Consider the following 25,601-nt stretch of genomic DNA (forward strand, 5'->3'; position numbering starts at 1 on the left):
TTTGTGCGCATTGCTACGCAATCATGCACGATTGGATTCGGTAATGTCTGGACAGGACCTTCTTCTGCTCGGGGAACGACAAGACCTGATCCGCGCGCGGCTCGACCTTTTGGGACGGGTCATCGCGGCGGAACTGGCGCAGGAGCTGGGCGTGTCGGAAGACACGATCCGGCGAGACCTGCGTGAAATGGCCGCCTCCGGCCTCTGCCGCCGGGTCTATGGCGGCGCACTGCGCATGACGCACGCCTCCACCACGATGAACGAGCGCATGGCGATCGCCGGTGAGCGCAAGGCAGCGCTCGCCCGCACCGCCGCCGGCCTCATCCCCGCCGGCGCCACCGTCTTTCTCGATGCCGGCAGCACCAATGTCGCGCTCGCCCGCGCCCTGCCACAGGCCGCAGGCCTCACCGTCGCGACCAACGGGCCGGCCATTGCAGCGGCGCTGCTCGAGCACGACATCACGACGATCCAGCTTGGTGGACTGATCGATGCCCGCTCGGGCGCGGCGATCGGCGCCAAGGCGATGCGGGACGCCGAGGCCCTTCGGCCGGACGTGCTGGTGCTCGGCGTCTGCGGCATCGATCCCGAGGCCGGCGTCACAGCCGACAGCTTCGAGGAGGCGGAATTCAAGCGCTTCGTCGCCTCCCGCAGCCGGACGGTGATCGTCATCGTCACCAATGACAAGCTTTTCACCGCAGCTCCCTATTCGGTCGCCCCCCTGTCCCGCGTGGCAAGCGCCGTGATCGAGGCGGATGCGGGGGAAACGGAGGCGGCGGTGCTCGCCGCCGCCGGCATCGACACCCTGCGGGCCGGATAGGCGCCTCTCCCAGCATCCTGAAACGGACCTCCCATGACGACGCCCGAAAATGCCATCAAAGGCAGCAGCTTTGCGAAAACCGCCTTCCCGCCGACACGGCTGGCCGTCTCCAGCCTTTTCCTGCTGAACGGCACCTTCGCCGGCGCCTGGGCACCCAAGATCCCGGAATTCGCCAGCCGCCTGTCGCTCTCCGAATCCGGCCTCGGTCTGATGATCATGTGCTTCGGCATCGGCTCGCTCGTGCTGATGCCGATCGCCGGTTTCCTGATCGCACATTACGGCACCACCCGTACGGTGAAGGCAGCATCCGTCCTCTTCCTGTTGCCCCTCATTCTGCTGTCCCTTGCCCCGACCATTCCGCTCGGCGCACTCGCCATCTTCCTCTTCGGTGGCCTGATGGGCGCGATGGACGTGGCGATGAACGGCAATGCGGTCGAGGTCGAAAAATCCATGCGGCGCGCGATCATGTCGTCCTGCCATGCCTTCTGGAGCCTCGGCGCCTTCATCGGCGCCACAACCGGCGGCTTTCTCATCGAGACGCTCGGCGTGTTGGGCCATGCGGTCCTGCTGACCGTGCTGGGCGCCGCCACACTCGCCGTTACCTGGCCCTTCGTGCTGCACGATGCGCCGCATCCGAACGAGGAGCGCCAGAAGGTGCGCCTGCCGATGACGCTGCTGCCCTGGATGATCGGCCTCATGGCGCTGTTCTCCATGGTGCCGGAAGGCGCGATCCTTGATTGGGGCGCGCTCTACATGCGCGACGAACTCGGCGCTTCGCTGGTGCTCTCGGGCTTCGCCTTCGGCGCCTTCTCGCTCACCATGGCCGCCATGCGCTTTGCCGGCGACCATGTGCGCGACCGTTTCGGCGCAGTGAAGACGCTGCGTTTCTGCACCGTCATGGCGATGATCGGCATGGTGGTCGCGGGGCTGGCGCCGAATGCCTATATGGCCATGCTCGGCTTCGCCATCTGCGGCATCGGCATCTCCAACATGGTGCCGATCGCCTTTTCCGCCGCCGGCAACCTGCCGGGCTTTGCCCAGGGTGTGGCACTCTCCGTCGCGACGGTGATGGGCTATTCCGGCTCGCTCTTCGCCCCCTCCGTCATCGGTTTCATCGCCGAACATACGGGCTTTTCCATCATCTTCGCCCTTTTGCCGGTGCTCTTCATCGTTGTGCTGCTGCTCTCGCACCACGCCGCGCATGCCGACGTGCGCGAACGCCCCTGAACGCAGGACGCGCGGCGATCAAATCGTCGCGCGTTCCGGCCCCGACGGTTGACAAGCCCGGTTTCCTGATCCACCTGAGGGCAAAGGCCGCACGCGCGATGCCGCATGCGGCCGGTTTTCGAGCAAGAGGCTCCCGAATGTCCTTCTCCTTCGACTTTGAACCGAAGCCGCGGCGCCGGTCCGTCGGCGTCGATGTCGGCGGCGTGCTCGTCGGCGGTGGCGCACCTGTCGTCGTGCAGTCGATGACCAATACGGATACGGCCGATATCGACGGGACGGTGGCGCAGGTCGCGGCCCTTCACCGCGCCGGCTCGGAGATCGTGCGCATCACGGTCGACCGCGACGAGAGCGCGGCGGCGGTGCCGAAGATCCGCGAGCGCCTGCTCAGGCTCGGCATGGATGTGCCGCTCGTCGGCGACTTCCACTATATCGGTCACAAGCTGCTCGCCGATCATCCGGCCTGCGCCGAGGCGCTGGCGAAATACCGCATCAATCCCGGCAATGTCGGTTTCAAGGACAAGAAAGACAAGCAGTTCGCCGCGATCGTCGAGACGGCGATCCGCCACGACAAGCCGGTCCGCATCGGCGTCAACTGGGGCTCCCTCGACCAGGAACTCCTGACCCGGCTGATGGACGAGAACCAGGACAAGGGCTTTCCCCTGACCGCCCAGCAGGTGATGCGCGAGGCGATCTGCCAGTCCGCGCTGCTGTCCGCCGAGCTTGCCGAAGAGATCGGCCTTGCCCGCGACCATATTATCCTCTCGGCGAAGGTCTCCAACGTGCAGGACCTCATCGCCGTCTATGCGATGCTGTCGGCGCGCTCCGACCATGCGCTGCATCTCGGCCTGACGGAGGCCGGCATGGGCACGAAGGGTGTCGTCGCCTCCTCCGCCTCGCTGGGCATCCTCATGCAGCAGGGCATCGGCGACACGATCCGCATCTCGCTGACGCCCGAGCCCGGCGGCGACCGCACCCGCGAGGTGCAGGTGGCGCAGGAACTGCTGCAGGTCATGGGCTTTCGCCAGTTCATTCCCGTCGTCGCCGCCTGTCCGGGCTGCGGGCGCACCACCTCCACGGTCTTCCAGGAGCTCGCCCAGAAGATCCAGGACGATATCCGCAAGAACATGCCGGTCTGGCGGGAGAAATATCCGGGCGTCGAGGGGCTGAAGGTCGCGGTCATGGGCTGCATCGTCAACGGGCCCGGCGAAAGCAAACATGCCGATATCGGCATCTCGCTGCCCGGCACCGGCGAACTGCCGATCGCCCCCGTCTATGTCGACGGCAAGAAGGCGATGACGCTGCGCGGCACCAATATCGCCGGCGAATTCGAGACGCTGGTCAACGACTATATCGAAAAGCGCTACGGCCAGGGCCAGGCAGCCGCCGAATAGGCGGGCTGCCCTTGCGCGATCACAGCCGTGCCGTCAGCAGCTTGAAGCCGGCAAAGGCGAAGAAGGCGGCCATGACGCCCTCTATGGCGCGGCGCGCCCTGAGATAGGCCCGGTGCACCGGGCCGAGCGAAAAGACCAGCGCGAAGCCGAGGAAGACGCAGACCCCGATTGCCATGCAGCCGGCAATGAACGTCGCCATGACCTCGCCCGGCGCGCCCGGCGGCATGCCGAGCGACGTCAGCATGATCCAGTTGAAGATCGCCTTTGGATTGGTGATGTGGATGCCGAGGCCCTTGAGATACTGCCGGCGCGGCGACAGCGCGGGCATTGCGGCCATCTGCATGCGATAGACCTCCTCGCTCCGGCGCGCCGCACGCCAGGCATTCCACGCCAGCCAGAGCAGATAGCAGCCGCCGACGATCTTCAGGACGACGATCGCCTCGCCATAGGTACGAATGAGGGCGGAAAGGCCGGAAGCCGTGAGGATGGCCCAGATATAGGATCCCGTCAGCACCCCGCAGGCCAGTGCCAGTCCGGCCCGTCGGCCCCGGCTGATCGAGGTCGCGATGATGGCGATGATCGCCGGCCCCGGCGACGCCGTGGCGATGAAATAGGCCGTCCAGGCGACGGCGAGCTGCGGCAGGTAGGGTGTGAGATCGGTCATGAGGCACCGGTGGCTATCGGCAGACGATAGCCGATCGCCTTTTCACCGCCTAGCGGGAGAATTGCACCACATGTCCCCGTGTTCGGCGGAGGCGGGTATCGTCCGAAAACGTCAGACGATCTCCTCGACCGCCGCGATCAGCCGGTCGCATTCCTCGGGCGTACCGATGGTGATGCGCAGGAAATCAGAGATACGCGGCTTGGCGAAGTGGCGCACCAGCACGGCGCGCTCGCGCAACCCCTTCGCCAGCGCCTCGCCGCTATGGCCGGGATGACGGGCGAAGACAAAGTTCGCCTGCGAGGGCAGCACCTCGAAACCGCGCTGGCGGAGCGCTCCGGTGATGCGTTCACGCGTTTCGATGACCTTTCCCCGCGTCTCGTCGAACCATTCGCGGTCGTCGATCGCGGCGGCGGCACCGGCTTGCGCGACACGGTCGAGCGGATAGGAGTTGAAGCTGTCCTTGACACGTTCCAGCGCATCGATCAGCGGGCGCCGGCCGATGGCATAGCCGACGCGCAGACCCGCCAGCGAGCGGGACTTCGACAGTGTGTGGATGACGAGCAGGTTGTCGTATTTCCGGGTCAGCGGGATCGCGCTCTCACCGCCGAAATCGATATAGGCCTCGTCCACCACCACGGGCTGGTCCGGGTGCCCGGCGACCAGTTTTTCGATCGCCGAAAGCGGCAGGCCGATGCCCGTGGGGGCATTCGGATTCGGCAGGATGATGGCGCCGCAGGGCCGGTCGTAGTCCGAAAGGTCGATGGTAAAATCGTCCTTCAGCGCAATCTCCTCCGCCCGGATGTCGAAGAGCCGGCAATAGGTCGGGTAGAAGCTGTAGGTGATATCGGGATAGACGAGCGGCTTGTCGTGCTTGAGAAGCGCGACGAAGGCATGCGCCAGAACCTCGTCGGAACCGTTTCCGACAAAAACCTCATCCGCATCCACGCCGTGGAAACGGGCGATCGACTGGCGCAGCGCCAGCGCACCCGGATCCGGATAGAGCTTCAGGCTGTCGGCGACGGCGGCCTGCATGGCGGCGATCGCCTTTGGCGAAGGGCCGTAGGGGTTTTCGTTGGTGTTGAGCTTGATGAGGTTTTGGATGCGCGGCTGCTCGCCGGCGACATAGGGCTTGAGCGTGGCGACGATCGGCGACCAGAATTTGCTCATGGCGTCAGTTCCTGCGATTGGCGATGAAATGGGCGGTTTCGATGAGGATGCCGGCGCGATGGCCGAACGGCGCAAGAAGCGTCTCGGCCTCCGCAACGAGTTCGCGCAATCGGTTCTCCGCCCAGGTCTGGCCGCGCCGGGCGACCAGCGTCGCCTTGCCGCGATCGGCGTCCTTGCCAGTCGCCTTGCCCATGGTCGCGGCATCGGCAGTGAGATCGAGCAGGTCATCGGCGATCTGGAAGGCAAGGCCGACCGTTTCGCCGTAGCGGCGCAGTGAGATCCGTTCCTCAGCCGAAGCGCCCGCAACGATCGCACCGGCCTCGCAGGCAAAGCGCAGCAGCGCGCCGGTCTTCATTTTCTGCAGCGTCACGATACCCGCCTCGTCCGGCGCCTCGGTCTCGGCCGCAAGGTCGAGCGCCTGGCCGCCGGCCATACCGCCGATACCGGCGGCACGGGCGAGTGCCAGCACCAGCGCCGTCCTGGTGGCATCGGGCAGATGCGTTTCGGGTGCCGCGACGATGTCGAAGGCAAGCGTCAGCAGGCTGTCGCCGGCAAGGATCGCGGCCGCCTCGTCGAAAGCGATGTGCACGGTCGGCTGTCCGCGGCGCAGGTCGTCGTCATCCATGGCCGGCAGGTCATCATGCACGAGCGAGTAGCAATGGATGCATTCGAGCGCCGCACCGACGCGCAACGCCGCCATGCGCTCCACGCCCGGAAAGAGCGCGGCGGATTCGATGACGAGGAAGGGCCGCAGCCGCTTGCCGCCGTTGAGCACACCGTGGCGCATGGCGGCGAGCAGCCGCTCGGGACGGGCGATCTCATCCGCCGCGACAGTGCCGGACAAAAGCGTGGCAAGCAGTGTTTCCACCGCTTCGGCATTGCCCTTCAGGAGAGACTGGAATTCCTGGTAACGTTCGCTCATGGCCGCTCTTTGGCATGGGCTCCGGGCCGAAGCAACGGCCATGCCTGGGCTGCTTCAAAGAATCGCGGCGCAGACTGGTTTTTGCCGAGCCGTAACGGTATGAAGGCCCAACGACGGAAGGACGGACGCCGGCTCTTGGACATCGTACCGGAAACACGCGCAGATGCGGTCAACACGGAGACAGAGGCCGGTGAGAAGGATGGCTGGATGAGCCGGCTTCGCCGGAACTGGCGTCGCCTCGTGCTCATCGTCCTCGCCATCGTCGCGCTGCCCTATGTGCTGATCCTGCTCTACACGGTCGAATTCGTGCGGCCGGTTTCCACGCTGATGCTGCGCGATCTCGCGCTCCTGCGCGGCTACGACCGGCAGTGGGTGGACTTCGACGACATCTCACCCAATCTCGTGCAGGCCGTCATGATGTCCGAGGACGGCCAGTTCTGCCGCCATGGCGGGGTCGACTGGGGCGAGATGCGCGCCGTCGTCAACGAGGCGCTGGCCGGTGAGCAGACCCGCGGCGCCAGCACAATCCCGATGCAGACGGCGAAAAACCTCTTCCTCTGGAACGGCCGCTCCTTCGTACGCAAGGCGATGGAACTGCCGCTTGCCGTCGCGGCAGACTTTGTCTGGAGCAAGAGGCGGCTGATGGAAATCTACCTCAACATCGCCGAATGGGGTCCCGGCATCTACGGCATCGAGGCCGCGGCGCAGCACCATTTCAAGGTACCGGCCGCCAAGCTCTCACGCCGGCAGGCCGCGCTTCTCGCCGTCTCGCTGCCGAACCCCTATGAGCGCAACGCCGGAAAACCGGGTCGTGGTCTGCAGCGTCTCGCCCGCCTCATCGAGCGGCGCGCCAGCCGATCGGGCGAATATATCAAATGCCTTTATGAGTAGGTTCAGGCCTTTTCATTGGTGAAGGCTCCGGTGAAGGCCTAGGGTCTGCGTCATCTCAGAAGCGCAGGAACACCATGTCGAACCTCATCCTCTATGTCGGCAACAAGAACTATTCCTCCTGGTCCTTCCGGCCCTGGATCGCCATGGCGGCAGCCGGCGTGCCGTTCACGGACAAGGTCATCCCCTTCGACTTTCCCGCCGGCAACCCGGAATTCATCAAGATCTCGCCAAGCGGGAAGGTGCCGGTTCTGCACCACGGCGCGGTGCGGGTATGGGAATCGCTGGCGATCATCGAATATGTCGCCGAGCTCTTTCCCGGCGCTGGTATCTGGCCAAAAGACACAGCGGCACGGGCCGAAGCACGGGCGATATCGATGGAAATGCTCTCCGGCTTCCGCGCGCTGCGCAATGCCTGCCCGATGAACATCCGTCGCAAGCCGAGCGAAATCAAGCTGCCCGACGGCGTCATGGATGACGTCGCCCGCATCGAGACGATCTGGAAGACGGCGCTCGCGCGCTCCGGCGGACCGTTCCTGTTCGGCGCCTTTTCCGCCGCCGATGCGATGTATGCCCCGGTCGTCAACCGGTTCGAAGCCTATTGCCTGACCCGCGACGAAACCGTGCTGGCCTACATGGCGCGCATGAAGGCGCACCCGGCCTGGCAGAAGTGGCAGACGGCGGCGCTCGCCGAACCGTGGATCGTGCCCGAAGACGAGGCCTGACCGGCGGAATCGAAAAAAACCGCCCGGGGACTGGTCAAGCGGGATTTTGCTGTGTATAAGCCGGCCCAATTTCCGAGATAAAGACATGTCCCTGTCGCCCATCCGGTGGCCTGTGGATGTGTTTGCCCGATAAGTGGAGTTAGTGAAATGGCTGTACCGAAAAGAAAAACGAGCCCGTCCAAGCGCGGTATGCGCCGTTCCGCAGACGCTCTGAAGGGTTCGACCTACGTCGAAGACAAGAACTCGGGCGAACTGCGCCGTCCGCACCACATCGACCTGAAGACCGGCATGTACCGCGGTCGCCAGGTTCTGACGCCGAAGGAAAGCGCATAAGCGTTTTCGGCATCAGCTGAGATCAGGGGCCGGCTTGCCGGCCCTTTTCTTTTGGCCAGACGTCCCGAAAGGCTTGGCCGACGACGCAGCGACATTTTCTTGTGCCGATTCTTGGGCTAAGAGGGCCATAGGGCCGCTCGTGCGAAGACGGCCGTTAGGAGACCGCCGCCCATGCTTCTGGCCATACCGCTGCTGATCATCCCCTTCGCCCTCTACAACCTTGCCATGACCGGTCTCTTCGGCGATGGCGGCGTCGCCGTTCTCGACAGCGAGGTGATAGCGGTCAACATGCTGTCCGGCACGACCTGGACGATGGCCTTCGGCGATCTCCTGATCCTCATCGCGCTCGTTCTGCTCTTCGTGGAAATCCTGAAGGCCACACGCCCGGGTTCGCGCGCGCTGCTCGATCACATGCTGTCGATGGTGCTGTTCGTGGTGTTTCTCGTCGAATTCCTGCTCGTGCAGGGCGCGGCGACACAAATCTTCTTCATCCTGATGACGATCACGTTCATCGATGTCATCGCGGGTTTTGCCGTGTCGATCCGCACGGCGAGCCGAGACCTTTCGATCGGGCTGTAGCAGCGCGGGACAAGCCCGCGCTGGCCGGTTTTCTCAGCTGAGATTGTCGAGCTTCGTCTGGAGCGCGCGCAACTGTTCCTTCAGCTCGTCGAGGTCCTTGGGCTCCGCCTTGCGGGTCTCCTTCGGCGGCGTCGCATTGGCGAAGGGCGAGAACATCTTCATCGCCTGCTGGAACATTTCCGTGTTGCGCCGCGTCGTCTCCTCGATCAGCGCCATCGGCACCTGCAGGTTCTTGCCGAGCGGCGTATCTCCAAACGTCTTGTTGATCTGTTCGCGCATCTGCGACTGCTGCTCGGTGAAGGCCTGCATGGAGTGCTCGAGATAGCTCGGCACCACCATCTGCATCTGATCGCCATAATAGGAGATCAACTGACGGAGGAACGAGATGGGCAAAAGCGTGTTGCCGGTCTTCGATTCCTGCTCGAAAATGATCTGCGTCAGTACGGAATGGGTGATGTCCTCGCCGGATTTGGCATCCTGCACGGTGAATTCCTCGCCCTTCTTCACCATGACCGCGAGATCGTCCAGCGTCACATAGGTGCTCGTGCCCGTGTTGTAGAGCCGCCGGTTCGCATATTTCTTGATGACGATCTGACCGTCGTTCCTGGCCATTAGGGTCTCCTCATCCCCGTATTTCCATTTCTTTTTTGGTCCTCGCGAGTATCGGCAAAAAGACGCGCGCTGACAATCGAATTGTGCAATGCGGCGAGCAATGCTGCGCAACATGGATTTTCATACTGCACGCCGCTTCCATGAAATTTTAGCGGCGCCGGATATCCCGTTTGACTCTCCCCCTCCGCTTTGCCAGTTTTGATTTCGGGAGAACCGCCACGCTCGCGCCGTTCGTGCGCCGGGCCTGGTTCCAAGGCCGACCGCAAGGTTGTCAGAACTGAGGAAGCACATATGAGCACCCCATCCATCGTCATCGCCAGCGCCGGCCGCACCGCGGTCGGATCCTTCAATGGAGCCTTCGCCAACACGCCTGCCCACGAGCTCGGGGCGACGGTCATTTCGGCGGTTCTGGAGCGCGCGGGCGTGGCAGCGGGCGAGGTGAACGAGGTGATCCTCGGCCAGGTCCTGCCGGCCGGTGAAGGCCAGAACCCGGCCCGACAGGCTGCCATGAAGGCCGGCATTCCGCAGGAAGCGACCGCCTGGGGCATGAACCAGCTCTGCGGTTCGGGTCTGCGCGCCGTCGCGCTCGGCATGCAGCAGATCGCCACGGGCGATGCCGGTATCATCGTTGCCGGCGGCATGGAATCCATGTCGATGGCGCCGCATTGCGCGCATCTGCGCGGCGGCGTGAAGATGGGCGATTTCAAGATGATCGACACGATGATCAAGGACGGCCTGACCGACGCCTTCTACGGCTACCACATGGGCATCACCGCCGAAAACGTCGCCAGGCAGTGGCAGCTTTCGCGCGACGAGCAGGACGTCTTCGCCGTCGCCTCGCAGAACAAGGCCGAGGCCGCGCAGAAGGAAGGCCGCTTCAAGGACGAGATCGTTCCCTTCATCGTCAAGGGCCGCAAGGGTGACGTCAGCGTCGATGCCGACGAGTATATCCGTCATGGGGCGACGCTCGAATCGATGGCCAAGCTTCGCCCCGCCTTCGACAAGGAAGGCACCGTGACCGCCGCCAACGCCTCCGGCCTCAACGACGGTGCCGCTGCCGCGCTCCTGATGAGCGAAGCGGAAGCCTCGCGCCGTGGCATCCAGCCGCTCGCCCGCATCGTCTCCTGGGCAACGGCCGGCGTCGACCCGAAGATCATGGGCACCGGCCCGATCCCGGCCTCCCGCAAGGCGCTCGAGCGCGCCGGCTGGAAAATCGGCGATCTCGATCTTGTGGAAGCCAACGAAGCCTTCGCGGCCCAGGCCTGCGCGGTCAACAAGGACCTTGGCTGGGATCCGTCCATCGTCAATGTCAACGGCGGCGCCATTGCCATTGGTCACCCGATCGGCGCGTCGGGCGCCCGCATCCTCAACACGCTGCTCTTCGAAATGAAGCGCCGCGGCGCAAAGAAGGGCCTTGCCACGCTTTGCATCGGCGGCGGCATGGGCGTGGCGATGTGCGTTGAGAGCATGTAAGCATCAGCTTACGGGCTGCTTTGCCATGACCTGCCGCCGGCAGGGCGACGGGTCGACTCAAAAACAGTTCTAGGGGAGTGAGCCACATGAGCAGGGTAGCATTGGTAACGGGTGGGTCGCGGGGCATCGGCGCTGCCATTTCGGTAGCGCTGAAGGCGGCCGGCTACAAGGTGGCTGCAAGTTATGCCGGCAATGACGATGCCGCGAACGCCTTCAAGGCGGAGACCGGCATTCCGGTCTACAAATGGGATGTCGCGAGCTACGAGGCCTGCGTCGAAGGCATCGGCAAGGTCGAGGCCGACCTCGGCCCGGTGGACATCCTCGTCAACAATGCGGGTATCACCAAGGATGCGATGTTCCACAAGATGACGCCGGAGCAGTGGGGCGCGGTCATCAACACCAACCTCACCGGCCTCTTCAACATGACCCATCCGGTCTGGACCGGCATGCGCGACCGCAGCTTCGGCCGCGTCATCAACATTTCCTCGATCAACGGCCAGAAGGGCCAGATGGGCCAGGCGAACTATTCCGCCGCCAAGGCCGGCGACCTCGGCTTCACCAAGGCGCTCGCCCAGGAAGGCGCCGCAAAGGGCATTACGGTCAACGCCATATGCCCCGGCTATATCGGTACGGAAATGGTGCGCGCCATCCCGGAAAAGGTGCTGAACGAGCGGATCATCCCGCAGATCCCCGTCGGCCGCCTCGGCGAGCCGGACGAGATCGCCCGCATCGTCGTCTTCCTCGCTTCCGACGACGCCGGCTTCATCACCGGCTCGACCATCTCGGCGAATGGCGGCCAGTTCTTCGTCTGACCGGCCTTTCGGCAAACGGAACACGGCGCCTTCGGGCGCCGTTTTCTATGGTAGAGTGCGGAGAAGGAGACGACGCCATGAAACAGGAAAAGCTCGACGACGCGGCGATCGCCGAAGCGCTGGCAAGCCTTGACGGCTGGGCCCGATCGGAAGACGGCATCGCCATCGAGAGGAAATTCAAGTTCGCATCGTTCCGCGAGGCGTTCGGTTTCATGACCGAGGGGGCGCTCGCAGCGGAAAAATTCAACCATCATCCTGAATGGTTCAACGTCTACAACCGCGTCGAGGTGCGGTTGACGAACCATGATGCGGGCGGACTGACGGAGCTGGACTTCAAGCTGGCGACCGCAATGGACAAGGCGGCGGCTCTGCGCACGAAGAGTTGAAGACCCGTGAAGCCGTTCCCATATGTTTCGCGCCGGGTTTTTCCGGCATCGCCACCTGAAGGAGGCCATGCATGGATGACGTGAAGATCGGCGAGATCCTTCTGCCGGGAGATGAGGACGAGCAGGAGCGTCAGGAGGGCCGCGTGAAGAAGCGGTTCTGGCCGGTCCTCAAGCGTGCAATGCGGCAGGTGCCGTTCTCCCGCGATCTCGTCGCCGCCTACTATTGCGCCCTGGATTCCCGCACGCCGACCAAGGTTCGCGGCATCCTGCTCGCTGCGCTCGCCTATTTCGTGCTGCCGCTCGACGGCGTACCCGATTTCTTCGCTCTCGTCGGCTTTTCCGACGACATCGCCGTGTTGACGGCCGCCTTCGCCGCCATCCGCGGACATATCCGCGAAGACCACTATGTGGCTGCAGACAAGGCTCTTGCGGACGAGCCGGACGCACAGCCGGCTGGCTGAGCCTCCCGCTGCAGCCCTTGCCGTTCTCGACCCAAGGGCGAGAAGTCAAATTCTTGCCCTATTCCTTATGCCTTAAATGGCTTCGACAGGTTCAATCTCACCACATGGGGACTGGGCACGCCCGCCGTTCTCGGCACTTCCCGCAAACAGGCTTGGCAGCTTTGCATGTGGAGTTGTGCCGACGAAGAACGACAGTGTCTTTGCGAATGGCAAAAACACCTGAAAGGCAGCGGCGTGTTTCGACGCAAATTTGTCCCGGTGCGGCGCGGAAGACCTTAGTAAAATGCGTGCATGTTGACGGTTTGGTAACCTGAATTAAGTCAAAATAAATCAAATCGTCATCATGCGTGGCCGACACCGGCATCGAAGGCGCCGCCTTCGGCCGGGCAATCACTTGGCAAGACAACCGGCAGGAAAACATGTTCGTAAGAAAGCTCGCAACCGCACTCGCCCTCGTCGTCGTGACCGCAGGCGTTGCCTCGGCCCAGTCGCCGACGCGCATTCAGCAGTTCAATGCCTGGGGCGCCTATTCCTACCAGGCGAACGGTGGCAAGGTCTGCTACGTGCTGTCGGTGCCGAAGGAAAAGAACCCGGCCGGCGTAGACCACGGCGACGTCTTCTTCCTCGTCTCGCAGCGCCCGGGCCAGAACATCAGCTACGAACCGCAGGCGATGATGGGCTATCCGCTGCAGGAAGCCTCCAAGGTCAACGTCGTCATCGACGGCCGCACCTTCGTGATGTTCACCAAGGGCAACTCGGCCTGGGTGGAGAACGCCGCCGAAGAGCCGGCCCTCGTCGCCGCCATGAAGGGCGGCAAGGACATGCGGGTCGAGGCGAAATCCCGCCGTGGCACGGGCACGTCCTACTCCTATTCGCTGTCCGGCATTTCGGCAGCGCTGAAGCAAATTGAAAGCTGCCGCTGAGTCTCGAGGCGGACAGAAACGGAAAAGGCCGGCGCCCTCGCCGGCCTTTTCGTTTGCACAACCGGGCGGGCAGGTGACTTTGCGCCGGAACAGTGCTAAAGGGCCGGCAACTGGGCCTTGCGCCGCATCGAGCGGCACCGGCAGGCCCGCAATGAACTTCTGTCGAGCATGGACCGCTTGTGGCGCAAAAGCCTGCGCCGGCGCGCCCTGTTCTTGAGGATGACCCGATGGCAGCAAGCATGGACTTTCTCAACACGGCCGAGCCCGTCAAGGCGCCGGCCATCCGCACCCTTCCCGCCGCCGAAAAGCCGTCGCTGATCGGCCTCACACGCGAAGAGATGGGCCGGGCGCTCGTCGAAAAAGGCGTCAACGAGCGCCAGGTGAAGATGCGCGTCAGCCAGCTCTGGCACTGGCTCTATGTGCGCGGCGTCTCCGATTTCGACGACATGACCAATGTCTCCAAGGACATGCGCGAAATGCTGAAGACGCATTTCACCATTGCCCGTCCCGAGATCGTCGACGAGCAGATTTCCAGCGATGGCACACGCAAGTGGCTCTTGCGCTTTCCCCCGCGCGGTGCAGGCCGGCCGGTGGAGATCGAAACCGTCTACATTCCCGAGGAAGGCCGCGGCACGCTCTGCATTTCCAGCCAGGTCGGCTGCACGCTCACCTGCTCCTTCTGTCATACCGGCACGCAGAAGCTGGTGCGCAACCTGACATCGGAGGAAATTCTCTCGCAGTTGCTACTCGCCCGCGACCGGCTGGGCGACTTCCCGGACCGTGACACGCCGGCCGGCGCCATCGTTCCGGCGGAAGGCCGCAAGGTCTCCAACATCGTCATGATGGGCATGGGCGAGCCGCTCTACAACTTCGAAAGCGTCAAGACCGCGCTGCTGATCGCCACCGACGGCGACGGCCTGTCGCTCTCCAAGCGCCGGGTGACGCTGTCGACCTCGGGCATCGTGCCGGAAATCTATCGCACCGGCTCGGAAATCGGCGTCATGCTGGCGATTTCGCTGCATGCCGTGCGCGACGACCTGCGCGACATGCTGGTGCCGATCAACAAGAAGTACCCGCTGAAGGAGCTGCTCGACGCCTGCCGCGCCTATCCGAGCCTGTCGAATGCCCGGCGCATCACCTTCGAATATGTGATGCTGAAGGACGTCAACGACACGCTGGAGGACGCCAAGCTGCTGATCCAGCTGCTGAAGGGCATTCCCGCGAAGATCAACCTCATCCCTTTCAACCCCTGGCCGGGCACCAACTACCAGTGTTCCGACTGGGAGCAGATCGAGCGCTTTGCCGACTTCATCAACCAGGCCGGTTATGCTTCGCCGATCCGCACCCCGCGCGGCCGCGACATCCTCGCCGCCTGCGGCCAGCTGAAATCGGAATCCGAGCGCATGCGCAAGGTCGATCGCATGGCGTTCGAGGCAATGATGATTGTCGGGCACGGCGAGGACGACTGAAAGCCGTTCCGCCGCGGCTTCCTATCAGAAATTGTGATTGATGAAGCCGATTCCGAGAATTGATTTGAAGGCCCGTTTTGCCTAGAAACAGCCTAAAATCATTCTAGGGAGACCATCCATGCGCCACCTTCTGCTTGCTTTCGCGGCAACGCTCGCGATTACGCTGCCGGCCAAGGCCGAAGAGGTCACGGTTGCCGTGACCGCCATCGTCGAACATCCGGCGCTCGACGCTGCCCGCGACGGCGTGAAGGAAGCGCTGGCAGCGGCCGGCTACAAGGAAGGCGAGAACCTGAAGTTCCTCTACGAATCGGCGCAGGGCAACCCCGCGACGGCCGCCCAGATCGCCCGCCAGTTCGCCGGCGAAGATCCAAGCGTCATCGTGCCGATCTCCACGCCGTCCGCGCAGGCCGTCGTTTCCGCGACGAAGGACATTCCGGTCGTCTTCACTGCCGTGTCCGACCCGCTCGGTGCGCAGCTCGTCACCAACATGGACAAGCCCGGCGGCAACGTCACCGGTCTTTCGGACCTGTCGCCGGTTGCCGAGCATATCGCGCTGATCAAGGAAATCCTGCCGAACGCCAAGACGATCGGCTATCTCTACAATTCGGGCGAAGCCAATTCCGTGTCGCTGCTCGCCGTGCTGAAGGTTGAAGCCGAGAAGGCCGGTCTGACGGTCGTCGAATCCGCCGCCACCAAGTCCGCCGAAGTGCAGGGCGCCGCCCGTGCGCTCGTCGGCCGTGCCGATGCGATCTACATCCCGACGGACAACACGATCATCTCCGCCCTCGAAGGCGCGGTCGCCGTCGCCGAGGAAGCCAAGCTCCCGCTTTTCACCGCCGACACGGATTCCGTCTCGCGCGGCGCCATCGCAGCCCTCGGCTTCAACTACAAGGACGTCGGCAAGCAGACGGGCGAAATCGTCGTGCGTATCCTCAAGGGTGAGAACCCGGGCGACATCGCCGTAAAGGTTGCCGCCGGCACCGACCTCGTCGTCAACAAGGGCGCCGCCGCCAAGATGGGCGTCACGCTGCCGGAAGCTCTCGTCGGCCGCGCCACCCGCGTGATCGAATAATCCCCGGACGTTCCGGACATTTCCAATCGGAATCAACCGCTGCCGGATCGCCCGGCAGCGGTTGATCTGTTAAGAAGACCCCTCCCGCAGAACCCGCGGGAAATGGGTGAAGAGAGAAAGCCAAGAGCCGTGAGCCTGATTGCCTTCTGGGGTGCCGTCGAACTGGGGCTGGTCTATGCCTTCGTCGCGATCGGCGTTTACCTTGCCTTCCGCGTGCTGGATTTCCCCGACCTGACGGTGGACGGCTCGTTTCCGCTCGGCGCCGCCGTCGCGGCCGTACTGATCATTGCAGGCGTCAACCCGTGGATCGCGGCCCTGGTCGCCATGATGGCGGGCGCCGTTGCCGGCCTCGTCACGGCGATGCTGAACGTGCGCTTCCGCATCCTCAACCTGCTCGCCTCGATCCTCACCATGATTGCGCTCTTCTCGGTGAACCTGCGCGTCATGGGCAAGCCGAACGTCGCGCTGATCAATGCCGATACGATGATCAGTCCGTTCTTCGGCCTCGGCCTTCGGGATTTCTATGTCCGCCCGCTCTTCGTCGGCATCCTGGTCGTCATCGCCGTCGTGCTGGTCTGGCGCTTCCTGGAAAGCGATGCAGGCCTCTCGATGCGCGCGACCGGGGCCAATGCCCGCATGGCCCGCGCCCAGGGCGTCGACACCAACCGGCAGATCTATCTCGGCATCGCGCTGTCCAACGCGCTGGTGGCGCTCGGCGGCGCGCTCTTTGCCCAGACGAACGGTTTTGCCGATGTCACCTCAGGCGTCGGCACCATCGTTGTCGGCCTTGCCGCCGTCATCATCGGCGAGACGCTGTTCGGCACCAGGGGCATCCTCATGGCGCTGATCGGCTGCGTGCTCGGCTCGATCCTCTACCGCATCGCCATCCAGCTGGCGCTCTCCTCGGATGTGCTCGGCCTCCAAGCCTCCGACCTCAACTTCGTGACGGCCCTGCTCGTCACCGTGGCGCTCGTCCTGCCGCGCCTTCGCCGCGGGGGAGCCGCCTGATGATCTCCGTTTCCGATATCAAGGTCGTCTTCGGCAAGGGCACACCGCTGCAGAAACAGGCGCTGAACGGCGTCAGCCTCACCATCGAGGAAGGCCAGTTCGTTACCGTCATCGGTTCGAACGGCGCCGGCAAGTCGACCCTGCTCGGCGTTCTCGCGGGCGATGTCATCGCCACAGAAGGCCAGGTCAGGATCGGCACGACGGACGTGACCCGCCAGGGCACCGCCGCCCGCGCCGGCCGCGTCGCGCGCGTGTTCCAGGACCCGCTGACGGGCAGCTGCGGCGCCCTCTCCATCGAGGAAAACCTTGCGCTTGCCGCCCGCCGCGGCGAACGGCGCGGGCTTGCCTCCGCGCTCGGTCCGCAGCGCCGCACGGTCTTCCGCGAGCGCATCGCCGAGCTCAATCTCGGCCTCGAAAACCGTATGCGCGATCGCATGGACCTGCTCTCCGGCGGCCAGCGCCAGGCAGTCTCCCTCGTCATGGCGACGCTCGCCGGCTCCGACGTGCTGCTGCTCGACGAGCACACCGCAGCACTCGATCCCGGCATGGCCGAGTTCATCATGAACCTCACGCAGAAAATCGTCTCCGAGCGCAAGCTGACGACGCTCATGGTGACGCATTCCATGCGGCAGGCGCTGGACTACGGCCACCGCACCGTCATGCTGCATGGCGGCGAGATCGTTCTCGATGTCGCCGGCGACAGCCGCAAGACGCTGCAGGTCGAGGACCTCATCGCCATGTTCCGCAAGATGCGTGGCCAGACGCTGGACGACGATGCGCTGTTGATCGGCTGAGGCGCCAACAAAGCGCCCGATTCTCTCCGCAGCTTGCTGCATCGGAGAAGGAGGCGTTCATGCTGTTTCGTCGCGCGCTGCTTGCAGGCGGCCTGGTTTCGGGCGCCGCCTTCGTTTTACCGGCAAGCTTGCGGGCGCAGCCGGCCGAAGACGACGCACAAAAACTCGTAGCAGCGGCACGGCAGCAGATCGGCGTGACGCTGACCTATGATCCCGCCTATTCCCGGCTGGACTATCCCGGCGGCGACGTGCCGCGGGCGCGGGGCGTCTGCACCGATGTCATCGTGCGCGCCTATCGCGACGGCCTTGCCATCGATCTCCAGGTTCTCGTGCACGAGGACATGCGCAGGGCCTTTTCTGCCTATCCGCCACTCTGGGGCCTGAAACGCACCGACCGCAACATCGACCATCGCCGTGTGCCGAACCTGCAGGCCTTCCTCAAGCGGCAGGGTGCCGCCCTGCCGGTCAGCAAGGACGGCGCGGACTACCGGCCGGGCGATATCGTCTCGCAGATGCTGCCGGGCAACCTGCCGCATATCGGCATCGTGGCGGACGCCCGCAGCGCTGACGGCGCACGCCCCCTCCTTGTGCACAATATCGGCGCCGGCGCGCGGCTGGAGGATGTGCTCTTCGCCTACCCCCTCACCGGGCACTACCGCTACCGTGTGTGATCCCGCTCAGCGCGCCTGTGTGAACAGGATTTTTGCCGCGAAGACGGAGAAGACGCCGGCAAAGGTGTAGTCGATGCCGCGCAGCACCCTGGGATTCTGCTGGAGCCAGGACGCGAGCTTGTCGGCGGCGAGGATCACCAGGATGTTCACGGGAATGCCGACGACGATGAAGAACAGGCCGAGGAAGATCAGCTTGCCGGTGATATCGGGATCACCCGCGCTGATGAACTGCGGCAGGAAGGTCATGAAGAAGATGATGACCTTCGGGTTCAGGAGGTTCACCCAGAAGCCGCTGGAAATATTGGCAAGCGCCGTGCCGCGCGGCCCAGCCGTCGCCTTGACCGAGAGGTTGGAGCCGTAGCGAATCGCCTGGATGGCAAGCCACAGGAGATAGGCGGCGCCACCGGTTTTCAGGATCAGGAAGGCGGTCGGCGACGCCGTGATGAGGGCGGAGATGCCGAAGGCAACCAGCAACGTGTGCACGACGATGCCAAGGCTCGTGCCCGCCACGACGAAGAGCGCCGGTCCGCGCCCCTGCGAAAGCGCACGGCTGATCGACAGCGTCATGTCGGGGCCGGGCGTCATCGCAAGGAGCAGGCTGGCGGCCGCAAAGGCGAGAAGCGTCGGAAGGGTGGGCAGAAAGTCCATGGCAAAGCCCTGAAAGCCGGTGAGGATGGAAACCTCTAATCCGGCTTCCCGGAAAATGCCAATCAAAGTCTATGATGCGCTGTTACAGCGGATTTCCGCGCACTTGTCTCCCTCATCATCGGACCTCACCCGACTGTGGTGGAGTGCTCGCAGCAGGGCCTGCGGCATCACGCCCCTTCGACGAAAGCCCGGAACTTCCCGGAAAAGTCCCTGTGCCAGCGCGAGAGCGGCGGGCGGTTCTCGATGACGTCGCCGATCGCCCAGGCCATGCGGCGCTCGTCGAGCGCCCGCGGCACATCGTTGTCGGGGCACAGGATGTAGAAATCGCCGCGCTCCAGACTGTCCATCATGAAATCGACGGTCTGCGCCGGCGTCCAGGCGGCATCCGGCTTTTCCGTGCGGTCCCCCTTCGTCAACTCGGTGAAGACGAAGCCTGGGATCAGGAGATGGGCGGAGAGTTTTGCGCCCGCCGTGTTGCGCAACTCGTGCTGGAGCGCTTCGGTGAAGACCTTCACGCCCGCCTTGGAGACATTGTAGGCGGGATTGCCGGGCGGCGTGGTGATGCCCTGCTTGGAGCCGGTATTGATGATGAGGCCCGCCTCGCCATGAGCCAGCATGTTCGGGCCCAAGACCTGCGTGCCGTGGATGACGCCCATCAGGTTGACGGCGAGGATATGGTCCCAGTTGGCCTCCGCGCTGAAGATGGAGGTGTCCGGCTGGATGCCGGCATTGTTCATCAGCACATGGACACGGCCGAAGCGTTGCAGCACGGCGCGCTCCAGCGCCTCCAGCTCATGCCGGTGCGCGACGTCCGTCTCCACGGCCATGACATTCGCCTCGCCGGCGATAGCTTCGAGTTCGGCGCGCGCCTCGCCCAGCCGGTCGGCATTGAGGTCGGCGATGGCAATGCTCATGCCCGCCTCGGCAAAGCGCCGCGCGGCGGCAAGGCCGATGCCGGCACCGCCGCCCGTGATGACGGCGACATTGGCTTCCTTGATGATGTCTCGAAGGGTCGTCATGGCTTCGCCTCCTTCCATGGGTTCGCTGCGGCGAATATGGGTCGCCATCCGGCCCTGTCAAATCCGCCTGCACGCCACCCTGCATCAGCGCGCGCCCTTGCGTCACGCGCCAATCTCGCTAAAAGTGCCGCGATACCGGGCCTCCGCGGGTTTGCCGCGCCCCTTCATGCAACGGACCTCATCACCATGGCATCATACAAAGACGTGAAGAAAGTCGTGCTGGCCTATTCGGGCGGCCTCGACACCTCGATCATCCTGAAATGGCTCCAGACCGAACTCAACGCTGAGGTCGTCACCTTCACCGCCGATCTCGGCCAGGGCGAAGAGCTGGAGCCGGCGCGCAAGAAGGCCGAGATGCTCGGCATCAAGGAGATCTTCATCGAGGACGTGCGCGAAGAATTCGTGCGCGATTTCGTCTTTCCGATGTTCCGCGCCAATGCGGTCTATGAAGGCGTCTATCTGCTCGGCACCTCGATCGCCCGTCCGCTGATCTCCAAGCACCTGATCGAGATCGCCGCCAAGACCGGCGCCGACGCCATCGCCCACGGCGCGACCGGCAAGGGCAACGACCAGGTCCGTTTCGAGCTCTCCGCCTATGCGCTGAACCCCGACATCAAGATCATCGCACCCTGGCGCGACTGGGCGTTCAAGAGCCGCACGCACCTTCTGGAGTTCGCCGAGCAGCACCAGATCCCGGTTGCGAAAGACAAGAAGGGTGAAGCCCCCTTCTCGGTCGACGCGAACCTCCTGCACTCCTCTTCAGAGGGCAAGGTGCTGGAAGATCCGGCCGTCGAAGCGCCGGAATATGTGCATATGCGCACCATCTCGCCGGAATCGGCGCCCGACAAGGCGACCGTCATCAAGGTCGGCTTCGAGCGCGGCGATGCCGTCTCCATCAACGGCGTGCGCATGTCGCCGGCAACGCTGCTTGCGACCCTCAACAATTACGGCCGCGACAACGGGATCGGCCGTCTCGACCTTGTCGAAAACCGCTTCGTCGGCATGAAGTCGCGCGGCGTCTACGAGACGCCCGGCGGCACGATCCTGCTTGCCGCGCACCGCGCCATCGAGAGCATCACGCTCGATCGCGGCGCCGCGCATCTCAAGGACGAGCTGATGCCGCGTTACGCCGAGCTGATCTACTACGGCTTCTGGTTCTCGCCGGAGCGCGAAATGCTGCAGGCGCTGATCGACAGGAGCCAGGAACATGTCGAGGGCGAAGTGACGCTCAAGCTCTACAAGGGCAATGTCATGGTCATCGGCCGCGAGTCGGACAAGTCGCTCTATTCCGACAAGCTGGTCACCTTCGAGGACGACCAGGGCGCCTACGACCAGAAGGACGCCGCCGGCTTCATCAAGCTGAACGCGCTGCGCCTGCGCACGCTCGCCGCCCGCAAGCGCCGCGGCTGATCGCCTGATCACCGTCAGACAAGAGGCCCGCTGCCGTTCTCGGCAGCGGGCCTTTTCGTGTCCGGTGACTGTTTATTCCGCCGGCTCGGCGGCAAGCTGTGCATCGCGGCTGCAGATCGCGCGATACCAGACATAGGACAGGATCGCCATCAGACCCATGGCCGGGATGATCGTGCCGAAGGCGAAAAGCGGCATGCCGATGGCCGCGGCCAGCAGGCCTGCAAGGAAGCCGGCCCCCATCTGGATAAAGCCCATGGCGGCGGAAGCAGAGCCAGCGATCTCGGGGAAGGGTTCCATCGCCGCCGTCATCATGTAGGGCATGACGAAGGCGATACCGAAGGCGTAGATACCGACCGGCCCCATGACACTGAGGAAGCTCGGCGTCACCAGATGCGAGGCGAGCGCAATCAGGATGCTCGCGATGCCGATGAAACACAGGCCTGGCAGGACGATCCGGGCAGGGGCGACCTTGCGCATCAAAAGGCGCACGCAGACCGTGCCGGCAAAGAAGAAACCCGACTGCATGAGCATGCCGACACCGAATTCCGTCGGCGTCAGGCCAACCGTACCGATCAGGACGAAGGGCAACATGGTCGCCTGGCCGTAGAGCGCCCCGACGGCGCCGGCCATGACAAGCGTGGCGGAAACGAAACGGCGGCTCGTGGCAAGCGCTGCATAGCCCGCAAGGATCGGACCGACGCGGCCCTTCGCCGGATCCGGCACCGTGGTCTCGGCCATGCAGACATAGACCGCACCGCAGGCCGCCAACGCAAAGCCTACCATCAGGAAAAAGATCGACTGCCAGCCGAACACGCCGAGCGCAAAGCCGCCGAGGGTCGGCGAAACGGCCGGGCCGATGGCGAGCATCATGCCGACCATGTTCATGATGCGGGCGGCCTCGGTCCCGGTAAACTGATCGCGCACGATGGCGCGCGAGACCGTCATGCCGACCGATGCACCGATGCCCTGCACGAGGCGGCCGGCCAGCAGAACACCAACGCTCGGCGCGAAGGCCGCCATCAGGCTGCCGGCGAGATAGACCGTCATGAAGATCAGCGTGGTCTTCCGCCGGCCGAGCACGTCCGACATCGTACCTGAAACGAGCTGCGACAGCGCGAAACCGGCAAAATAGAGCGACAACGTCAGCTTGATCGCCGATTCCGTCGACGAGAAGGCGCGCACCAGCTCGGGCATGGCCGGGGTGTAGAGCGCCATGGAAACGGGGCCGAGCGCAACGAGGAAGGCGGCGATGATGCTGGTGCGGCGCTCGCTCATGCGCGCCGTCGTCATCGGCCGGCTTCCTTTGCCAGCGCCGGCGCGGCACTGTCTTCCTCAAGGGCGCAAAGGTTCGCGCGCAGCCGCTTCAGCCGGTCGCGCATCAGCTCCAGCTCCTCCGGACCGATGCCGCTGGTCACATGCTCCATCAGCTCGATCTGCTCGGTGCGGATACTGGCGATGAGAGCGCCAGCGGTCGGCGTGGTGAAGATCAGCTTGGCCCGGCGATCGGCCGGATCGGGGCGGCGCTCGATGAGGCCGAGGCTCTGCAGGCGGTCGAGATAGGTCGAAAGCGTCATCGGCTCGATGCCCATGCGCTGGGCGATATCGAACTGGCGGCTGCCCTCCAGCGTGGCGATTCGCACGAGGGTCCGCGCCTCGCCCGGCGTGAGGCCGAGACCGGCGGTGGCAATGCGGCGCTCGAAGGCGCTACGCAGCATGCGGGCAACGTCGATGAGGACGAAACCGAGGGCGTCGGGATCGGGACGAGGGGACATGTTCACTTTCTGGCTTATTGTAAGGGGAGCTTACTATGCATTGCAGGAAGGAACAACCACCAAGCCACGACTGCCACGCATGGCTGCCTTGCGAACGGCAGAACATGCCGGAAAAACATGGATGAAATCAAAAAGAATAATCAAGAAATCAATTGGATAGCCGTATATCACGACCTGCTATTCCACACCGTCATGGCTGCCCTGCTTCCCGCTCGACACTCCCGGCTCTATGGTGGAAGGACAACACGCAGCAGGCCGCGGGCATGGCTGACCTTGCCGGGGGTAGCAACGACGCTAGCCGTCCATCCCGGGAAAGCAGATCGTCACGCGGAGGCCTCGCCCGTTCGCGCCGCTGTCCAGCGTCATCGTCGCATCGAACAGCGCGGCGATTTCCTCCACGATAGGCAGGCCAAGGCCCATGCCCGGCGCATCACGATGCTCGCCACGGGAAAAGCGCTGGCGCACGAGGCCGCGGCGCTCGGGAGGAATACCGGGGCCGTTGTCCTCCACATCGAGAAGCACCGTGCCCGCGGTGCGCCGGACGCGCACCGTTACCTCTGCCTCCTTGCCGGCATAGGCGATGGCGTTTTCCAGGAGATTGCGCAGAAGCTCTCCGAAAAGCAGCGGCTCGGCGCGAGCGAAGGCGGGCCCATCTCCCTCGAAGCCGAGATCGATGCCGGCCTCGGCAGCCGTGGGTACGCGGTCGGCGGTAAGCTGCTGGGCAAGCGCAGCGATATCGACGGGTGCCGGCTTCTGCGGCTCGTTGGACCCGGCAGCATCGATCTTGGCCATCAGCAGCAGCTGGGCAAGGATGCGCTCGGCATGGGCAACCGCAGCATCGCCCTTGCGGGCGGCCTCCTGCGCTTCCTCCAGCGTGCCGGCGCGGCTCGCCAGCGCGAGCTGGGTGCGGATGATGGCGAGCGGCGTACGCAGCTGGTGGCTGGCATTGCCGGAAAAGTGGCGGAGAGCATCGAGCGCCGACTGCAGGCGCACCATGAAGGAATTCACGGTATCGACGAGGCCCTGCACCTCGCTCGGCACGCGCTGCTCGATGGGGTGCAGATCGTTCGGGCTGCGCTCGGCAATGGCATCGCTGAGCCTGTAGAGCGGACGCAGCGACACGGTAACGGCGATCCAGACGATGAGAGCGGCGCCCGCGATCATCATGGCAAGACGCAGCGCCGAGCGTAGCAGGATCGTCTGGGTCAGCTGCCGGCGGGCAATGGTCGTCTCGGCAACCGTCACCGCGAAGGGCACGGAATTGATACCGGTCGATGCCGAGCGCTGCAGGACGGCAATGCGGATCGGCTCGCCGCGGAAGGTCGCATCCGCAAAACCGATCGACTGGCCGACCGTCGGCGCGATCGTCGGCAGGGTCTGGTAGCCGGTGATGAACCGGCCGGGCGGCCCGTCGACGCGGTAGAACACCCGGTCCTGCGCGGCCGACGTCAGCATCTCCAGCGCGACATAGGGAATATCCACCTCGAGCGTGCCGTGCTCCGTCACCACCACCCGCTCGGCAATCGCCAGCGCCGAGCCCGCCAGCACACGATCGGAAACCTCGTTCGCCGTCTTGACAGCCTCGTGGTAGGTGTCGAAGAGCGCCACCGTGCCGATCACCGCCGTGGAGACGAGCAGCCAGAGCAGCAGGCGACGGCGCAGCGATGAGGCCGGAAGGAGCGTCAAGCGACGGGCGCCTTGTCGAGATAGTAGCCGATGCCGCGCGCGGTGCGCACGGTCAGCCCGTGCGGTGCCAACCGCTTGCGAAGCCGGCTGACATATTGCTCGATGGCATTGGCCGAGAGGTCGTCGTCGAAGGCCGCGAGCGACTGCATGATCGCCTCCTTGGCAACCACCTTGCCGGCGCGCATGAAGAGGATTTCGAGCAGGCCGAGTTCGCGCGCGGGAATGTCGAGCGGTGCGCCGTCAGCGGAAAAGCTGCGCGAATTGAGATCCAGCACGACGCCGCCGAAGGTGATCGCCGCCGAGCGAAGCCCCGCCTGCCGGCGCAGCAACATGCGCACGCGCGCTTCGAATTCGGAGATATCGAAGGGCTTGATCATATAGTCGTCGGCGCCGAGATCGAGACCGCGCACCCGCTCCTCCGGCGCGCCGCGGGCCGTGAGAATCAGGACGGCCGCCTTGCTCCGGCGGGCCCGCATGGCGCGGAGCACGTCAAGACCGTCCATTTCCGGCAGTGTCAGGTCGAGGATGACGAGATCGAAGCTCTCCGACGCGATGGCGGCATCGGCGGAAGCGCCGTCGCGCACGACGTCCACCGCATGCCCGGTGCCCTTCAGGATGGCGGACAGGCCGTCCGCCAGGGCTTCGTTGTCCTCGACCAGCAGAATGCGCACG

Annotated in this window: 29 protein-coding genes; 19 read left to right on the forward strand and 10 right to left on the reverse strand. The window is 64.4% G+C overall.

Features of this window, described 5'->3' with window-relative positions; genetic code table 11:
* Positions 1-43 precede the first annotated feature (43 nt).
* From EXZ48_RS16735 to ispG, 3 genes are all read left to right on the forward strand, one after another.
* Entirely contained in the window at positions 44-817 is a 774-nt protein-coding gene (locus EXZ48_RS16735; protein ID WP_130517154.1) for a DeoR/GlpR family DNA-binding transcription regulator, read from the forward strand.
* Positions 818-850: 33 nt separating this feature from the next.
* The gene (locus EXZ48_RS16740; protein WP_130517156.1) at positions 851-2,044 is read left to right on the forward strand and encodes an MFS transporter; all 1,194 of its coding nucleotides are present in this window, start codon (positions 851-853) and stop codon (positions 2,042-2,044) included.
* A gap of 137 nt (positions 2,045-2,181) precedes the next feature.
* On the forward strand, positions 2,182-3,435 hold the full coding sequence (ispG, locus tag EXZ48_RS16745; RefSeq protein WP_130517157.1) for a flavodoxin-dependent (E)-4-hydroxy-3-methylbut-2-enyl-diphosphate synthase: 1,254 nt from the start codon (positions 2,182-2,184) through the stop codon (positions 3,433-3,435).
* 19 nt (positions 3,436-3,454) lie between these two features.
* Here ispG and EXZ48_RS16750 read toward each other — a convergent pair whose 3' ends face one another.
* The 3 genes from EXZ48_RS16750 to EXZ48_RS16760 form a co-directional block, all read right to left on the reverse strand.
* Positions 3,455-4,099, reverse strand: a complete 645-nt coding sequence (locus tag EXZ48_RS16750) for a LysE family translocator (protein WP_023514624.1) — start codon at positions 4,097-4,099, stop codon at positions 3,455-3,457.
* Positions 4,100-4,210: 111 nt separating this feature from the next.
* Positions 4,211-5,266, reverse strand: coding sequence for a histidinol-phosphate transaminase (gene hisC / locus EXZ48_RS16755; RefSeq protein ID WP_130517159.1), 1,056 nt, complete (start codon positions 5,264-5,266; stop codon positions 4,211-4,213).
* Between the two features lie 4 nt (positions 5,267-5,270).
* Positions 5,271-6,188 (reverse strand): polyprenyl synthetase family protein, encoded by a 918-nt coding sequence (locus tag EXZ48_RS16760; protein ID WP_130517161.1) that lies wholly within the window; start codon positions 6,186-6,188, stop codon positions 5,271-5,273.
* Positions 6,189-6,323: 135 nt separating this feature from the next.
* Between EXZ48_RS16760 and mtgA the strand changes: the two genes are divergently transcribed.
* The 4 genes from mtgA (at position 6,324) to EXZ48_RS16780 (ending at position 8,713) form a co-directional block, all read left to right on the forward strand.
* Positions 6,324-7,079 (forward strand): monofunctional biosynthetic peptidoglycan transglycosylase, encoded by a 756-nt coding sequence (gene mtgA / locus EXZ48_RS16765; protein ID WP_371687662.1) that lies wholly within the window; start codon positions 6,324-6,326, stop codon positions 7,077-7,079.
* A gap of 74 nt (positions 7,080-7,153) precedes the next feature.
* Positions 7,154-7,801, forward strand: coding sequence for a glutathione S-transferase family protein (locus EXZ48_RS16770; RefSeq protein WP_130517163.1), 648 nt, complete (start codon positions 7,154-7,156; stop codon positions 7,799-7,801).
* 147 nt (positions 7,802-7,948) lie between these two features.
* Positions 7,949-8,134 (forward strand): 50S ribosomal protein L32, encoded by a 186-nt coding sequence (gene rpmF, locus EXZ48_RS16775; RefSeq protein ID WP_024271259.1) that lies wholly within the window; start codon positions 7,949-7,951, stop codon positions 8,132-8,134.
* 171 nt (positions 8,135-8,305) lie between these two features.
* On the forward strand, positions 8,306-8,713 hold the full coding sequence (locus EXZ48_RS16780) for a hypothetical protein (RefSeq protein ID WP_024271258.1): 408 nt from the start codon (positions 8,306-8,308) through the stop codon (positions 8,711-8,713).
* A gap of 33 nt (positions 8,714-8,746) precedes the next feature.
* On the opposite strand, the gene phaR is transcribed toward EXZ48_RS16780, so the two are convergent.
* Entirely contained in the window at positions 8,747-9,325 is a 579-nt protein-coding gene (phaR, locus tag EXZ48_RS16785; protein WP_024271257.1) for a polyhydroxyalkanoate synthesis repressor PhaR, read from the reverse strand.
* A gap of 291 nt (positions 9,326-9,616) precedes the next feature.
* Here phaR and EXZ48_RS16790 point away from each other — a divergent pair, with 291 nt between their 5' ends.
* The 10 genes from EXZ48_RS16790 to EXZ48_RS16835 all read left to right on the forward strand — a co-directional run bounded on the left by EXZ48_RS16790 (position 9,617) and on the right by EXZ48_RS16835 (position 18,394).
* Complete coding sequence (locus EXZ48_RS16790; protein ID WP_130517165.1) at positions 9,617-10,798, forward strand: acetyl-CoA C-acetyltransferase; 1,182 nt, start codon at positions 9,617-9,619, stop codon at positions 10,796-10,798.
* Positions 10,799-10,884: 86 nt separating this feature from the next.
* Entirely contained in the window at positions 10,885-11,610 is a 726-nt protein-coding gene (locus EXZ48_RS16795; protein ID WP_023511985.1) for a beta-ketoacyl-ACP reductase, read from the forward strand.
* 77 nt (positions 11,611-11,687) lie between these two features.
* Complete coding sequence (locus EXZ48_RS16800; RefSeq protein WP_023511984.1) at positions 11,688-11,996, forward strand: 4a-hydroxytetrahydrobiopterin dehydratase; 309 nt, start codon at positions 11,688-11,690, stop codon at positions 11,994-11,996.
* Positions 11,997-12,067: 71 nt separating this feature from the next.
* The gene (locus tag EXZ48_RS16805) at positions 12,068-12,457 is read left to right on the forward strand and encodes a YkvA family protein (RefSeq protein WP_023511983.1); all 390 of its coding nucleotides are present in this window, start codon (positions 12,068-12,070) and stop codon (positions 12,455-12,457) included.
* A gap of 419 nt (positions 12,458-12,876) precedes the next feature.
* A complete protein-coding gene (locus EXZ48_RS16810) occupies positions 12,877-13,380 on the forward strand; it encodes an invasion associated locus B family protein (RefSeq protein WP_024271256.1) in 504 nt (167 codons plus the stop codon).
* A 239-nt stretch (positions 13,381-13,619) separates the two neighbouring features.
* Complete coding sequence (gene rlmN, locus EXZ48_RS16815; RefSeq protein WP_050746124.1) at positions 13,620-14,849, forward strand: 23S rRNA (adenine(2503)-C(2))-methyltransferase RlmN; 1,230 nt, start codon at positions 13,620-13,622, stop codon at positions 14,847-14,849.
* Between the two features lie 118 nt (positions 14,850-14,967).
* Positions 14,968-15,921 carry an ABC transporter substrate-binding protein gene (locus EXZ48_RS16820; RefSeq protein WP_023511980.1) on the forward strand — a complete coding sequence of 318 codons (954 nt, stop codon included), beginning with the start codon at positions 14,968-14,970 and terminating at the stop codon, positions 15,919-15,921.
* A gap of 129 nt (positions 15,922-16,050) precedes the next feature.
* Positions 16,051-16,929, forward strand: a complete 879-nt coding sequence (locus EXZ48_RS16825; RefSeq protein ID WP_024271255.1) for an ABC transporter permease — start codon at positions 16,051-16,053, stop codon at positions 16,927-16,929.
* Positions 16,929-17,723: an ABC transporter ATP-binding protein gene (locus EXZ48_RS16830; protein WP_023511978.1), complete on the forward strand. Its 795-nt coding sequence runs from the start codon at positions 16,929-16,931 to the stop codon at positions 17,721-17,723. Before EXZ48_RS16825 ends, EXZ48_RS16830 begins: the two co-directional genes overlap by 1 nt.
* Positions 17,724-17,782: 59 nt before the next feature.
* Positions 17,783-18,394, forward strand: a complete 612-nt coding sequence (locus tag EXZ48_RS16835; RefSeq protein WP_050746110.1) for a DUF1287 domain-containing protein — start codon at positions 17,783-17,785, stop codon at positions 18,392-18,394.
* A gap of 6 nt (positions 18,395-18,400) precedes the next feature.
* On the opposite strand, the gene EXZ48_RS16840 is transcribed toward EXZ48_RS16835, so the two are convergent.
* Positions 18,401-19,042 carry a LysE family translocator gene (locus tag EXZ48_RS16840; protein WP_023511976.1) on the reverse strand — a complete coding sequence of 214 codons (642 nt, stop codon included), beginning with the start codon at positions 19,040-19,042 and terminating at the stop codon, positions 18,401-18,403.
* A gap of 167 nt (positions 19,043-19,209) precedes the next feature.
* On the reverse strand, positions 19,210-20,061 hold the full coding sequence (locus EXZ48_RS16845; protein ID WP_130517167.1) for an SDR family NAD(P)-dependent oxidoreductase: 852 nt from the start codon (positions 20,059-20,061) through the stop codon (positions 19,210-19,212).
* 186 nt (positions 20,062-20,247) lie between these two features.
* Here EXZ48_RS16845 and EXZ48_RS16850 point away from each other — a divergent pair, with 186 nt between their 5' ends.
* On the forward strand, positions 20,248-21,471 hold the full coding sequence (locus tag EXZ48_RS16850) for an argininosuccinate synthase (protein ID WP_024271254.1): 1,224 nt from the start codon (positions 20,248-20,250) through the stop codon (positions 21,469-21,471).
* 72 nt (positions 21,472-21,543) lie between these two features.
* Here EXZ48_RS16850 and EXZ48_RS16855 read toward each other — a convergent pair whose 3' ends face one another.
* Both EXZ48_RS16855 and EXZ48_RS16860 read right to left on the reverse strand, forming a co-directional pair.
* Positions 21,544-22,761: a multidrug effflux MFS transporter gene (locus tag EXZ48_RS16855; RefSeq protein WP_023517326.1), complete on the reverse strand. Its 1,218-nt coding sequence runs from the start codon at positions 22,759-22,761 to the stop codon at positions 21,544-21,546.
* Positions 22,758-23,243 carry a MarR family winged helix-turn-helix transcriptional regulator gene (locus EXZ48_RS16860; RefSeq protein WP_023517325.1) on the reverse strand — a complete coding sequence of 162 codons (486 nt, stop codon included), beginning with the start codon at positions 23,241-23,243 and terminating at the stop codon, positions 22,758-22,760. The genes EXZ48_RS16855 and EXZ48_RS16860 overlap by 4 nt, the downstream gene beginning before the upstream one ends.
* Here EXZ48_RS16860 and EXZ48_RS34905 point away from each other — a divergent pair.
* The gene (locus EXZ48_RS34905) at positions 23,242-23,403 is read left to right on the forward strand and encodes a hypothetical protein (RefSeq protein ID WP_165909366.1); all 162 of its coding nucleotides are present in this window, start codon (positions 23,242-23,244) and stop codon (positions 23,401-23,403) included. The two genes, EXZ48_RS16860 and EXZ48_RS34905, sit on opposite strands and share 2 nt — an antisense overlap.
* A gap of 134 nt (positions 23,404-23,537) precedes the next feature.
* Here the strand turns inward: EXZ48_RS34905 and EXZ48_RS16865 are convergent, their stop codons facing one another.
* Positions 23,538-24,929, reverse strand: coding sequence for a sensor histidine kinase (locus EXZ48_RS16865; RefSeq protein WP_130517169.1), 1,392 nt, complete (start codon positions 24,927-24,929; stop codon positions 23,538-23,540).
* Positions 24,926-25,600 carry a response regulator transcription factor gene (locus EXZ48_RS16870; RefSeq protein ID WP_023514786.1) on the reverse strand — a complete coding sequence of 225 codons (675 nt, stop codon included), beginning with the start codon at positions 25,598-25,600 and terminating at the stop codon, positions 24,926-24,928. The genes EXZ48_RS16865 and EXZ48_RS16870 overlap by 4 nt, the downstream gene beginning before the upstream one ends.
* Between the last annotated feature and the right edge of the window lies 1 nt (position 25,601).

The sequence above is a fragment of the Shinella sp. JR1-6 genome (assembly GCF_004284735.1).
In the GTDB taxonomy this organism is placed as follows: domain Bacteria; phylum Pseudomonadota; class Alphaproteobacteria; order Rhizobiales; family Rhizobiaceae; genus Shinella.